Annotated in this window: 14 protein-coding genes; 11 read left to right on the forward strand and 3 right to left on the reverse strand. The window is 69.2% G+C overall.

Translation table 11 applies throughout. From position 1 onward, the window contains the following. Nucleotides 1-93 precede the first annotated feature (93 nt). Nucleotides 94-744 carry a response regulator transcription factor gene (locus H5J31_RS11580; protein WP_181772518.1) on the forward strand — a complete coding sequence of 217 codons (651 nt, stop codon included), beginning with the start codon at nt 94-96 and terminating at the stop codon, nt 742-744. Here H5J31_RS11580 and H5J31_RS11585 read toward each other — a convergent pair. The 3 genes from H5J31_RS11585 to H5J31_RS11595 all read right to left on the reverse strand — a co-directional run bounded on the left by H5J31_RS11585 (nt 734) and on the right by H5J31_RS11595 (nt 3,642). After that, complete coding sequence (locus tag H5J31_RS11585; protein ID WP_181772519.1) at nt 734-1,096, reverse strand: winged helix-turn-helix transcriptional regulator; 363 nt, start codon at nt 1,094-1,096, stop codon at nt 734-736. The two genes, H5J31_RS11580 and H5J31_RS11585, sit on opposite strands and share 11 nt — an antisense overlap. Before the next feature lie 35 nt (nt 1,097-1,131). Then, complete coding sequence (locus tag H5J31_RS11590; protein WP_181772636.1) at nt 1,132-1,713, reverse strand: TetR/AcrR family transcriptional regulator; 582 nt, start codon at nt 1,711-1,713, stop codon at nt 1,132-1,134. Nucleotides 1,714-1,851: 138 nt separating this feature from the next. Continuing rightward, nucleotides 1,852-3,642, reverse strand: coding sequence for a CocE/NonD family hydrolase (locus H5J31_RS11595; protein WP_181772520.1), 1,791 nt, complete (start codon nt 3,640-3,642; stop codon nt 1,852-1,854). Nucleotides 3,643-3,715: 73 nt separating this feature from the next. On the opposite strand from H5J31_RS11595, the gene H5J31_RS11600 reads away from it, so the two are divergent. The 10 genes from H5J31_RS11600 (at nt 3,716) to H5J31_RS11645 (ending at nt 12,167) form a co-directional block, all read left to right on the forward strand. Further along, entirely contained in the window at nt 3,716-4,105 is a 390-nt protein-coding gene (locus H5J31_RS11600; RefSeq protein WP_181772521.1) for a hypothetical protein, read from the forward strand. Then, nucleotides 4,102-4,281: a hypothetical protein gene (locus H5J31_RS11605; protein WP_181772522.1), complete on the forward strand. Its 180-nt coding sequence runs from the start codon at nt 4,102-4,104 to the stop codon at nt 4,279-4,281. Before H5J31_RS11600 ends, H5J31_RS11605 begins: the two co-directional genes overlap by 4 nt. 12 nt (nt 4,282-4,293) lie before the next feature. Continuing rightward, complete coding sequence (locus tag H5J31_RS11610; RefSeq protein WP_181772523.1) at nt 4,294-4,983, forward strand: response regulator; 690 nt, start codon at nt 4,294-4,296, stop codon at nt 4,981-4,983. After that, entirely contained in the window at nt 4,980-6,335 is a 1,356-nt protein-coding gene (locus H5J31_RS11615; RefSeq protein ID WP_181772524.1) for a sensor histidine kinase, read from the forward strand. The genes H5J31_RS11610 and H5J31_RS11615 overlap by 4 nt, the downstream gene beginning before the upstream one ends. 4 nt (nt 6,336-6,339) lie before the next feature. Next, a complete protein-coding gene (locus H5J31_RS11620; RefSeq protein WP_181772525.1) occupies nt 6,340-7,248 on the forward strand; it encodes a LysR family transcriptional regulator in 909 nt (302 codons plus the stop codon). Between the two features lie 129 nt (nt 7,249-7,377). Beyond that, complete coding sequence (locus H5J31_RS11625; protein WP_181772526.1) at nt 7,378-8,535, forward strand: CaiB/BaiF CoA transferase family protein; 1,158 nt, start codon at nt 7,378-7,380, stop codon at nt 8,533-8,535. Between the two features lie 9 nt (nt 8,536-8,544). Then, the gene (locus tag H5J31_RS11630) at nt 8,545-9,312 is read left to right on the forward strand and encodes a crotonase/enoyl-CoA hydratase family protein (RefSeq protein ID WP_181772527.1); all 768 of its coding nucleotides are present in this window, start codon (nt 8,545-8,547) and stop codon (nt 9,310-9,312) included. 1 nt (nt 9,313) lies between these two features. After that, nucleotides 9,314-10,060 carry an acetoacetate decarboxylase gene (locus H5J31_RS11635; protein WP_181772528.1) on the forward strand — a complete coding sequence of 249 codons (747 nt, stop codon included), beginning with the start codon at nt 9,314-9,316 and terminating at the stop codon, nt 10,058-10,060. Next, a complete protein-coding gene (locus H5J31_RS11640) occupies nt 10,057-10,986 on the forward strand; it encodes a 3-hydroxyacyl-CoA dehydrogenase NAD-binding domain-containing protein (RefSeq protein ID WP_181772529.1) in 930 nt (309 codons plus the stop codon). Before H5J31_RS11635 ends, H5J31_RS11640 begins: the two co-directional genes overlap by 4 nt. Beyond that, a complete protein-coding gene (locus tag H5J31_RS11645; RefSeq protein WP_181772530.1) occupies nt 10,986-12,167 on the forward strand; it encodes an acyl-CoA dehydrogenase family protein in 1,182 nt (393 codons plus the stop codon). The genes H5J31_RS11640 and H5J31_RS11645 overlap by 1 nt, the downstream gene beginning before the upstream one ends. Nucleotides 12,168-12,176 lie beyond the last annotated feature (9 nt).

Genomic DNA, 12,176 nt, shown 5'->3' on the forward strand with positions numbered 1-12,176 from the left:
CGGGCGGTTCGACGCGGGCCCGCGGCCGGGCGGCGGCTACCGGGTCGATGCGATACTTCCCGCCTACGTCCCGACTACGGAAGGCGAGACCGGGTGATCCGGGTGGTCGTCGTCGACGACGAACCGATGGTCTGCGCGCATCTGCGGACGATCCTCGGTTCCGCGGACGACATCGAGGTCGTGGCGCAGGCACAGGACGGCGCCGAGGCGGTCGAAGCGGTGGTCCGGCACCGGCCGCGGGTGGTGCTGATGGACCTGCGGATGCCGGGTGTCGACGGGCTGACCGCCATCGAGCGGATCGCGAAACTCCCGGAGCCGCCCGCGGTCGTCGCGCTGACGACGTTCGACGCCGACACCTACGTCATCCGCGCGCTGCGGGCGGGCGCGGCGGGATTCCTGGTGAAGTCGACGCCTCCGGAGGACCTGATCGGCCTGGTCCGCGTCGCGGCCGACGGGCATACGGTGCTCTCGCCCGAAGCCGCGCAACGGCTGGTGGCGATGTCGTCCGACGGACGCCGTCGCGGGGACGACGCGCGCCGGAAGACCGAAGGCCTCACCGAGCGGGAGACGGACGTCCTGGCCTGTCTCGGCGAGGGACTGTCCAATGCGGACATCGCCGCACGCCTGCACCTGGCGGAGGCGACGGTGAAGAGCTACGTGTCGCGGATGCTGGTCAAACTGGACTGCGCGAACCGGACCCAGGCGGGTCTGCTGGCGCACGAAGCCGGGCTGGTCAAGCGCTGAGCTGCCCGTCGTAGACCTTGCGTGAGTCGAGGACCTCGCCCATGTGGACGCGGGCCCACCGGTCCAGCATCTCCAGCGGTTCGGCGAGGTTGCGGCCGAGCGCGGTCAGCTCGTACTCGACGTGCGGCGGGATCTCCGGGTACGCGGTGCGCGTCAGGATGCCGTCGCGGACGAGGCTGCGCAGCGTCTGGGTGAGGACCTTCTGCGAGATGCCGCGGACGCGTTTGCCGATCTCGGTGAACCGGAGCGGGCCGTCGCCGAGCACGCCGACGATGAGCACGGTCCACTGGTCGCCGATGCGATCGAGCAGCGCGCGGGTCGGGCAGTCGGGGTCGTACGGGTTTCCGAGCACGTGACCTCCTCACTCTCCCAGGGAGAGTAACACGCCTAACGAGAGGGAGCGGGTTGCATCAGCGCTTCGAACAGCAGGATCAGGTGACGGCGGCCGCGCTCCCAGCGCGCTTCGAGATCGGCCTGGTCACGGGTCGCCCAGCTGGCGATGAGGATGCCGCGGACGACGTCCATCGCCGTGTACACCGCGTGCAGGAATTCCGGATGCGGAGCGTGGTCCGGCAGCAGCGCCTTGCCGAACTCGACCAGGCTGCTCGTCGCGATCGGCTCGACCACCGCCATCTGCGCACGCAGTTCCGGGTCCGTGCGCGAGGCCACCCACAGCTCCACGGTCGCCGAGAAGACCGGGCCCTGGTGCATCTCCCACATCAGTTGCAACGCGTCGCCGACCGGGTCGGCCGACGCCTTGAGCCGGTCGATCTCGGCCATCGCGACCTCGGTGCGTTTGGCCGCGAGATGCCGGATCGCGGAGGTGACGAGGTCGGTCTTGGTCGGGAAATGGTGCACCTGCGCACCCCGGGTCACCCCGGCGCGGTCCGCGACACGGGTCGTCGTGGTGCCCGCGTAGCCGTATTCGACGAGGCAGTCGATCGTCGCGTCGAGCAGCCTGACGCGCATCGCGGCGCTGCGTTCCTCCTGCGTGCGTCGTGGTGCGGCCATGTGCCTACTTTATGGGGCGCCTCGCGAGGCGCGCTCCCCACCGCGTTCAGTCCTCTGAATGCGGTAGTTCGACGGCGAACGATCGCATCCAGAGGACTAAACGCGGGGAGCGACGGGCACGGACAGCGAAGTCCGGCCCAGGTCGAAGGTCACCCGGGCGCCGGGAGCGGGCAGGGCCGGGTCGAACATGTCGGCGTCGGTGCCACCGAGGACGAGCGCCAGGCGGTGCCCGGCCGGGACGACGTGGTCGAGGCTGCTCAGCCGGAACGTCATCGTGTACGCCTTGCCGGGGACCAAGGGTTCACCCCGCCACAGTGACCGGTGGTGGCCGAGGTCGGCCCAGCCGGTCGCCACGATCCGCTTGTCCACAGTGGCCGGATCGACGGCGGTGTCGAGGAAGCAGCCGGTGTCGGCGGCCGTTCCCGCGCCCCAGCAGGAGCGGGTCGTCAGGTCCTTGATGCCCAGGGCGGGGAACTTCGTGTTCCGGACGGTCGCGGGACCGTAGTCGACCAGCACCGCGCCGAGCCGCGCGCTCGGCTTGTCCGAGCGGGCGGTCACCGTCACCGTGGCGGTCCCGGCGATCCGGGTGTCCGCGCGCATCGGTTCACCGGCGAAGACGAGCCGTTCCGGGCTGGCCTGCGACGGGTTCTCGACCCAGTGCGACGCACCGCGCGCGGGATCGTCGGTCAGCGAAGCCGCACCAGAGGCAGGGCGGCTTCCCAACCCGCCGTCCCCGGCGGGCCACAGGGTGTGCGGACGCGTGCCCGCCGGCGGCCAGCGGCGTTCGTCGGTCCAGCGGTCCGGGGTGTGCTCGATCCGGATCGCCGGTTCGGTCTCGACGCCGTTGCGGACGCCGAGCAACCACCGGTCGAACCAGCGGTGCAGCGTCTTCACGAACAGCGAACGGTCCAGGTCGAACGGGTCGACGTGCGCCGCCTGATGCAGCCACGCCTTGCGCGGCACGCCGTTCGTGTTCAGTGCCTCCCACCAGGGACCGAGCTGGATCGGGTTGACGTTGAGATCGTGGAAGCCCATCGACGCGAAAACGCTTGCGCGTACCTTGCCCGTCTTCGCGACGTAGTCCAGCCCGCGCCAGTACTCGTTGAAGTTCCCGTCCGTTCCCGCCTGACGGGCCTTGTCCTCTTCGAACGGCCGGCACAGCTTCATCGCCCGTTCGTTGTACAGATCCGGGCCGCCCGCCCAGCCGAAGTACGCACCGTGCGAGTTGTGCACCTCGTAGTAGGAACTGACCCCGGCGATCGGCACGATGGTCTTCAGCCCGTCGATCCCGGACGCCGCCATCCCGATCGCCGTCGCCCCGTCCTGCGACTTCCCGATCGCGCCCACCGAACCGCCGGCCCAGCCCGCGCGGATCGGCTCGCCCCCGAACGGCGTCCGGAACGCTCGAGCGCGCCCGTTGAGCCAGTTCACGACCCCGTTCCCCGACGCGACGTCGTCGAAGCAACCGGACGAGCGGTTGGTGCCCCCGACGTCGACCAGTACGACCGCGTAGCCGCGCGGGACGAAGTAGTTGTCGTAGAAGAGCGGGAACCGCGACGGCGTGCCGTCGGGGAGGTAGGTCTTCGGCTGGCGCTCGTTGCCGCGCCCGATCTTCTCGAAGTACGGGCTGACGTCCATGATCACCGGAACGCCCGCGGCGAGTTCCGCCGGGCGGATGATGTCGGCGGCGACCCGGTCGACCTGTCCGTCGCGGTCGAGGTCCTGACCGGTCTCCACCCAGGCGGTCTCCCGGATGGCCTTCTCGTAGGAGAACACCGGCGCGCTGACACCGCCGGTCAGGACGAACGCGGGTTCCGCGGCGGTCGCCGGCACGGCGGCCGCCAGCAGCATCGCCACGACGGTGGCGGTCAAAGTCCTCAGCCCCATCCGGCGAGTATCGCTTACAAAACCCGAACATCGCCCCCACATTCCCCGTATCTGCCCACGCGACGCTCTTCGCATGCTGAAACACACCATCGCCGCCTGCCTCACCGCGGCCGGCCTCGTCGCCCTCGCCCCGGCCGCCTCGGCCCAGAGCACCCCGCCGCCCGCACCGGGCCCGATCACCCTGAGCCCGGAGGAGTCCCAGCTGCTGTGCGCCGACTGGCTGCCCAAGCTCACCAAGCGCACCGCGAAGCTCACCGAACGCATCAACGGCGGCCCCGAGATCCGTGGTTCGGTGGCGAACCTCAAGGCCCGGGCTGAGGACCAGCGCAAGAAGAACCACAACGACTTCGCCGACAAGCTCCAGAAACGCGCCGACAAGCGCAGCGGACACCTCCCCGAACTCGCCGCGGCGAAGCAGAAGCTGGACTCGTTCACCGGCGCGCACTGCAAGGCGGGCAAGTGAAACGCTGGGTGGCCGCCGCCCTGACCACGCTGGCCTTGTTCGGCACGGCAGCCTGCGACGGCGAGGAGGCGTCGAGCCCGCCGCCGGATCCGGCCTCGGCGCCCGGCGATCTGAGCGACATCCAGCGCACCCTGGATTCGATCGAGCAGGAAATGGCCGGCGACCCGGCCCCGTGACAGGATCGGGCGGTGACGACGCAACCGGGACGCGGACTGGTACTGGTCGTCGAGGACGACCCCGCGATCGCCGAACTCGCTTCGCTCTACCTGAAGCGGGACGGGTTCGGCGTGCGGGTCGAGGCGGACGGCGGCGCGGCGCTGGCGACGATCCGGCGGCTCCGCCCGGTGGCGATCGTCCTCGACATCGGACTGTCCGGAATGGACGGTATCGAGATCTGCCGGACGCTGCGCGCGGACGGCGACTGGACGCCGGTGCTGTTCGTGACGGCGCGCGACGACGAACTGGATCGCCTGCTGGGCCTGGAGATCGGCGCGGACGACTACCTGACGAAACCGTTCAGCCCGCGTGAACTCTCCGCCAGGGTGCGGACGGTCCTGCGTCGCGCCGCCGGCGCCGCACCGCCCGCCGAGACCTACGCGGCGGGCGGTGTCCGTATCGACGTCACCCAGCGCCGAGTTTGGGCCGCCGACGCCGAAATAGCACTGACCTCGACCGAATTCGACCTGCTCACCCACCTCGTGCGGCGACCCGGCCAGGTCTTCAGCCGCGAGCAGCTGCTCAGTTCGGTCTGGGGGTACGCGGCGTCCGCGGGCACGCGGACCGTCGACGTCCACATCGCCCAGCTGCGCGGGAAACTGGGCGGGCACAGTCCGATCAGGACGGTCCGCGGCATCGGGTACGCGGCGGACGCCGGATGAGGCGGACCTCGCTCGCGCTGCGGATCACCGTGGTGTGCCTCGCGATCGCCGCGGTCGCGGTGGTGGTGGCCGGTCTGGTCGCGGCCAGGCTGATCCGCACCGCCGGGACCGACGTGCTCCGGCAGTCGCTCTCGGCGCAGGCCGACGTGGTCGCGAGCCAGCTCGACGAGACCGGGATCGGGAACCGGCTCGGTGTGGGCAAGGTCGCCGAAGTCGTGCGGGGACAAGGGATCGACGTCGTCGTCCGCCGTCCGAACGGCACACTCGACGGCGCCGGGACGGTCGCCGCGATCGCCGCTTCCCGCGCGGGGCTCACGCGCACGGGGTCCGACACCGTCCTCGTGGAGGGCCGGCAGTACCTCGTCGAGGTCCGCACCGTCGGACAACGCGGTGCCGCGTTCGCGCTGGTCCAGTCGACGGAGACCGGCGAGGCGCGGGGCCGGACGCTGGTCCGGAACATCCTGCTCGCCCTCGGCGCGGGGCTGACGGTCGCCGCGATCGCCGGGCTGGTGCTGAGCCGGATGCTGTCCCGGCCGCTGCGGCGAGCGGCGTCGGTGGCGAAGGGGATGCGCTCCGGACGCCGTGACCTGCGCGTTCCGGTCGAAGGTCCGTCCGAGGTCGCGGACGTCGCGGAGTCGGTCAACAGCCTGGCCGACGCGCTGCACTACAGCGAATCACGGCAACGCGAGTTCCTGCTTTCGGTGTCACATGAGCTGCGGACGCCCCTGACGGCCGTCACCGGGTTCGCCGAGGCGATCAGCGACGGCGTGGCCGAAGGCGAAGACGCACGGCGCGCCGGGGAGACCATCCATCGCGAAGCCGTCCGGCTGGAACGCCTGGTCAGCGACCTGCTGGAGCTGGCGAGGCTCGGCGCCGACGAATTCCGCCTCGACCCCACGCGGCTCGATCTGGCCGCGCTCGTCGACGAATGCGCCGACGTCTGGCGGCTGCGCTGCGCTCAGCAGAACGTGACGCTGCTGGTCGAGCGACCTCGCGGCGAGGTTCCGGTCATCGCCGATCCGCGGCGGCTTCGCCAGGTGATCGACGGACTGGCCGAGAACGCCCTTCGGGTGACCCCGGCGGGTGCGCCGATCGTGTTCTCCCTGGCGGCCTTCGAGGGACAGGCGCAGCTCGCGGTGCGGGACGGCGGTCCCGGCCTGGCACCGGAGGACTACCCGGTCGCGTTCGAACGCGGCGTGCTGAACAAGCGGTACCGCGACAGCCGTCCCGTCGGTTCGGGGATCGGGCTCGCACTGGCCCACGGCCTGGTCACCCGCATGGGCGGGACACTGACCGCCGGTCCGGCGCCGGAAGGCGGAGCCGCGTTCACCGTCACGTTCCGGTTAGGGTGATCACGTGGAGATGTTGCACCTGCGGTATTTCGTGGCCGTCGCCGAGGAGCTGAACTTCTCCCAGGCGGCCAGGAAGCTGCATATGGCCGCCTCTCCCCTGAGCCAGCGCATCAAGGATCTCGAACACGAACTCGGCCACCGGCTGTTCGACCGCAGTACGCATCACGTCACGCTCACCGCGGCCGGATCCGCGCTGCTGCCGATCGCGAAGGACGTCCTCGAACAGGTCAACGCCATTCCCTGGCGGTTGCGGGAAGCAGTGAAACCACGGCGGAGCACCGTGTTCATCGGGATGCCCGCCGGGGTGCACCCCGCCTTGCGGGAACGCGTCAAACGCCTCGAAGAACGCTGTCACGACCGGTTCGAACTCAAACGCTGGCCCGGGACGACACCCGATCTGGTCGCCGGGGTACACGAGGGCAAGCTCGCGTTGTCGCTGGTGCGGATGCCGGTGACCGATCCCGCCCTGGAGATGATCCCGGTGCAGGTCGAGCGGCTCGGCGCGGTCGTGCCCGCCGACCGGTTCGCCGGACGGGAAACGGTGGACATCGCCGAATTGAGTGACCTGTCCTACATCGCTTCCGCTTCGGAAAGCATCCCGGCCTATTCGGACGATATGGACCGGAAATTGTCGAACGCGGGAATCAAGAAACGACTCAAAGTCGGCGGAACCGAATATTCGGGCATCTCGGAACTGGTGGCCAACGGGTCGTCGTTCTCGATCACCATGCTCGATCCGGCCAGTCCGATGCATCTGTTCCTCGTCGACGGCGCGACCATCCTGCCGTTCGCGGATTTCCGGCCCCAGCTGGAAACAGCCCTGGTCTGGCGACGTGACAGAGCCGAGGACGGCGACCTCGCCGAGCTGGTCGAGGGCGTCCGCGAGATCTTCGCCGAACCACTTTCGACCTAAGCTCCCAATTCGGACACAAGAATGGTATGACCGCCGCGGTCATACCATTCCGCGTTTCTTGATCATTCCCTTTCCCGGTATCCGCGCCTAACTTCGGTTGTAGAGCGAACAACGGCGAAGGGAAGCGAAATGACTCAGACCGCCACCGGACCACTGGACGGCGTTCGCGTGATCGACCTCTCGACGGTGGTCATGGGCCCGTACGCGGCGCAGATCCTGGGCGACCTCGGTGCCGACGTGATCAAGATCGAGTCCCCCGCGGACACCGTGCGGGTGGGCAGGTTCCGGACGACGCCGGGGATGACGCCGCTCAACCTGAACGTGAACCGCAACAAGCGCAGCGTCGCCCTCAACCTGAAGGACGAGGAGCAGCGCGAGCAGGCGCTCGAACTGATCGACACGGCCGACGTGCTGATCACGAACATGCGCCCCGGCGCGCTGAGCAGGCTCGGCATGAACTACGCCGACGTCGCCGCGCGCAACCCCGGCCTGGTCTACGCCCACGCGCAGGGTTTCCGCAGCGACTCCGACCGCGCGGGCCACGCCGCCTACGACGAGACCGTGCAGGCCGCGTCCGGCCTGGTCGACGTCGCGAACCGCGCACTGGGCAAGCCGGTCTACCTGCCGACGATCATCGGTGACAAGGTCTCCTCCCTGACCATCGCCTACACGGTGCTCGCGGCGCTGGTGCACCGCGACAAGACCGGTGAGGGCCAGCGGGTCGAGATCCCGATGACCGACACGCTGATCGCGTTCAACCTCGTCGAGCACCTGGCCGGGCACGTCTTCGAGCCCGCGGAGAGCCCGACCGGCTTCGGCCCGTCGATGAACCCGGGGCACAAGGCCGTGCACACCAAGGACGGCATGGCCTGCGTGATCCCCTACAACCCGCAGAACTTCCGCGACTTCTTCCAAGCCGCCGGACGGCCGGAACTGGCCGAGGACCCGCGGGTCAACGGCGACGCGATCGACGGCGCCGACCACGAGGCACTGGCGGAGATGATCGCCGGCTGCGCTCCGGCGCTGACCACCGAAGAGTGGACCGAGGTCTGCGCGAAGCACAGCATCCCGATGGCCCCGGTCCTGGAACTGGACACCGCGCAGGACGACGAATACGTCCGCGACGGCCACCTGCTCGACGTCGTCGAGCACCCGAGCGAGGGCTCGATCCGCACCATCGGCATCCCGGTGCGGTTCTCCGCGACGCCGGGTTCCGTGCGGCGTCTGGCTCCCCTGCCGGGCCAGGACACCGAAGACGTCCTGCGCGAACTCGCTTCCGTGAACTGAGGAAGAACCATGAGCACCAACGAAGTAAGGACCGAACGGGTCGGCACCACGCTGCTGATCACGATCGACCGGCCGCGGGCGCGCAACGCGGTGAACGCCGCCGTCGCCGCCGGCCTGGCCGAAGCACTCGACCTGCTGGAGACCGATCCCGCGCTGCGGGCCGGCGTCCTGACCGGCGCGGACGGCTCGTTCAGCGCCGGGATGGACCTCAAGGCCGCGCTGAAGGGCGAATCGCCCGAGATCCCCGGTCGCGGATTCGGCGGGCTGACCGAGGCCGAGTCGTCCAAGCCCCTGATCGCCGCCGTCGAAGGCTGGGCGATGGGCGGCGGATTCGAACTGGCGCTGGGCTGCGACCTGATCGTCGCCGCCGAGGACGCGAAGTTCGGGCTGCCCGAGGTGAAGCGCGGTCTGATCGCCGCCGGCGGTGGCGTGATCCGGCTGCCGAAGCGGATCCCGCACCACCTGGCGATGGAGTTCCTGCTCACCGGCGAGCCGATCGGCGCCGAACGCGCCGGACGACTGGGCCTGGTGAACCGGGTCGTCCCGGCGGGCGAGGCCGCGGCCGTCGCACTGCAACTCGCCGAGCAGGTCGCCGCCAACGCTCCCCTGGCGCTGGCCCTGGTCAAGAAGATCGTCCGCGCCGCCGACGGCGTCCCGGACGCGCAAGCGTTTGCCACCCAGCGTTCGGAGATGCCGGCGCTGATGAAGTCCGCCGACGTCCGCGAGGGCATGCAGGCCTTCGCCGAGCGCCGGACTCCACAGTGGACTGGTGAGTGAGATGAAGCAGCAAGAAGTTCTCCAGCACGTGACCACCCCGCTCACGAACCCGGCGTACGCGCCGGTGGTGCCCCGGTTCACCGACCGCGAGTACCTGAACATCGTCTATCGCACCGACGCCGACGCCCTGCGCGCCGTCGTCCCGGAGCCCCTGGAAATCGACGAGCCGTTGGTGCGGTTCGAGGTCATGAAGATGGGCGACGTCAGCGGCTACGGGCCCTACACCGAGTCCGGCCAGGCGATCCCGGTGAGCTTCGAGGGCGAGCGCGGCGAGTACCTGCACGCGATGTACCTCGACAACTTCCCGGCCACCGCGTCCGGCCGCGAGATCAGCGCCTACCCGAAGACCATCGGCTCGCCCAAGCTGTTCGCCGAGAACGGCGCGCTCGTCGGCACGCTCGACTACGGCAGCCAGCGCGTCGCGACCGCGACCATGGGGTACAAGCACCATCGGCTGGACGTCCGCGAGGCCGAAGCGCAGATCACCGTGCCGACGTTCATGCTCAAGACCATCCCGGACTACGACGGTTCGCCCCGCGTCTTCGAACTGGTCCGCACCGAGATCACCGACGTGGTGATCATCCAGGCGTGGACCGGACCCGCGCGGCTGCAACTGTTCCAGCACGTCCTGGCACCGCTCGCCGATCTCCCGGTGCTGGAGATCGTCTCCGCGAGCCACATCCTCACCGACCTGACGCTCGCTCCGGTCAAGCCGGTCTTCGACTACCTGAAGGGAGCACGGTCATGACTTTTCGTACCGCCGCGGTGATCGGCGCGGGCACGATCGGCCTCTCGTGGACGGCGTTGTTCGCCTCGCACGGGATGGACGTCCGGGTCTCGGACCTGCGGCCGGACCTCGCCGACGCCGTCGGCGACGCCCTGGAGGCGTTCGCCCCGCATCTCGGCCGGGACGCCGCGGACCTCGCCGCTCGCGTCCACCTCGCCGGTGATGTCGCCGAGGCCGTCCGGCACGCGGATGTCGTGCAGGAGAACGGACCCGAGGACGTCGAGTTCAAGAAGGACCTGTTCGCGACCCTGGTCCGCGAGGCTCCGTCGCACGCGCTGCTGCTCAGTTCGTCGTCGGCGATCCCCTCGACGGCGTTCGCGACGGACCTCGACGACGCCTCGCGAGTCCTGATCGGTCACCCGTTCAACCCGCCGCATCTGATCCCGCTGGTCGAGGTCGTGCCCGGTGAGCGCACGAGTGCCGAGTCGGTGGACCGCGCCGTCGAGTTCTACCGGTTCGTCGGCCGCACCCCGGTGGTGGAGCGCAAGGAGATCCCCGGGTTCGTCGGCAACAGGCTGCAGAACGCGCTGAGCCGCGAGGCGATCTACCTGGTGGAACAGGGCGTCGTTTCACCGTCCGAGGTGGACGCCGTGATGACGAACTCGCTCGGGATCCGCTGGTCGACCGTCGGGCCGTTCCTCGGCTCGCATCTGGGTGGCGGCCCCGGTGGCTACCGGCATATGGCCGAGCACATCGGCAAGTCGATGAAGAAGATGTGGGCCGGCCTCGGCCGGCCCTCGCAGACCCCGGAAGAACAAGAACGGCTCATCGAAGCCGTGGAATCCGCTTACGGCTCCTCCACGTACTCGGAACTCGCCGAGGCGCGCGACCGCAAGCAGCTCGCGGTGCTGTCCGCTCTGGACAACGCCGTCAAGGAGGAGAACTGATGGAAGACCAGCTGACCGCCGACTTCTACGACTACGAAGCCCTGCTGCCGGACGAGGAGCGCAAGCTTCTGCTCAAGGCACGCGACTTCATGCGCACCGAGGTCAAGCCGCTCGTGAACGAGTACTGGGCGAAGGGCGAGTTCCCGCACGAGCTCGTCGGCAAGTTCCGCGAACAGGGCCTCGCCGGACTGCCCTACGAAGGCTACGGCGAGCACCTGCCGGCCACCAGCCACCTGCTCAGCGGCATGATGGCGATGGAGATGACCCGCACGGACCCTTCCGTGGCCACGTTCTTCGGTGTCCACAACGGACTCGCGATGTACAGCATCTACTCCGGCGGCGACCAGGAACAGCGCGACCGCTGGCTCCCGTCGATGGCGGCGATGGACAAGATCGGCGCGTTCGCGATGACCGAGCCGCTCGGCGGTTCCGACGTCGCGGGTGGCATGCGCACCACCGCCAAGCGGGACGGCGACACCTGGATCCTGAACGGCGCCAAGAAGTGGATCGGGAACGCGACCTTCGCCGACCTGGTCATCGTCTGGGCCCGCGACGAGGAAGACAACAACGTCAAGGGTTTCGTGGTCGAGAAGGACTCTCCCGGATTCGTCCCGGTCAAGATCGAGAACAAGTTCGCGTTCCGGATCGTGGAGAACGCGGAGATCACCCTCACCGACGTCCGGGTGCCGGAGGCCAACCGGCTCCAGGGCATCGACTCCTTCCGCGACGTCGCCGAGATCCTGCGCGCGACCCGCGGTGGCGTGGCCTGGCAGGGATTGGGCGTGATGATCGGCGCCTACGAACTCGCGCTGGACTACGCCAAGGAGCGCGAGCAGTTCGGCCGTCCGATCGCACGGTTCCAGATGGTGCAGGACATGCTGGTGAAGAGCCTCGGCAACATCACCGCGTCGTGGGGCATGCTCGTGCAGCTCGCCCGGTTGCAGGACGCCGGTATCTTCAAGGACGAGCACTCGTCGCTGGCCAAGGCGTTCGTGACCTCGCGGATGCGAGAGGTCGTCGCTTGGGGCCGCGAGATCTTCGGCGGCAACGGGATCGTGCTGGACAACGACATCATGCGGTTCTTCACCGACGCCGAGGCGATCTACTCGTTCGAAGGCACCCGGGAGATGAACACCCTGATCGTCGGGAAGGCCATCACCGGCCAGAGCGCCTTCGTATGACCTGACCGA

The sequence above is a fragment of the Amycolatopsis pittospori genome (assembly GCF_013870525.1).
GTDB classification, from domain to species: Bacteria; Actinomycetota; Actinomycetes; order Mycobacteriales; family Pseudonocardiaceae; genus Amycolatopsis; species Amycolatopsis pittospori.

Bases quoted from the DNA above. Each gene is read 5' to 3' on its own strand.
- H5J31_RS11590 (WP_181772636.1), bottom strand. From the start codon at position 1,713: ATGCGCGTCAGGCTGCTCGACGCGACGATCGACTGCCTCGTCGAATAC.
- H5J31_RS11630 (WP_181772527.1), top strand. From the start codon at position 8,545: ATGAGCACCAACGAAGTAAGGACCGAACGGGTCGGCACCACGCTGCTG.
- H5J31_RS11635 (WP_181772528.1), top strand. From the start codon at position 9,314: ATGAAGCAGCAAGAAGTTCTCCAGCACGTGACCACCCCGCTCACGAAC.
- H5J31_RS11600 (WP_181772521.1), top strand. From the start codon at position 3,716: ATGCTGAAACACACCATCGCCGCCTGCCTCACCGCGGCCGGCCTCGTC.
- H5J31_RS11625 (WP_181772526.1), top strand. From the start codon at position 7,378: ATGACTCAGACCGCCACCGGACCACTGGACGGCGTTCGCGTGATCGAC.
- H5J31_RS11645 (WP_181772530.1), top strand. From the start codon at position 10,986: ATGGAAGACCAGCTGACCGCCGACTTCTACGACTACGAAGCCCTGCTG.
- H5J31_RS11595 (WP_181772520.1), bottom strand. From the start codon at position 3,642: ATGGGGCTGAGGACTTTGACCGCCACCGTCGTGGCGATGCTGCTGGCG.
- H5J31_RS11640 (WP_181772529.1), top strand. From the start codon at position 10,057: ATGACTTTTCGTACCGCCGCGGTGATCGGCGCGGGCACGATCGGCCTC.
- H5J31_RS11615 (WP_181772524.1), top strand. From the start codon at position 4,980: ATGAGGCGGACCTCGCTCGCGCTGCGGATCACCGTGGTGTGCCTCGCG.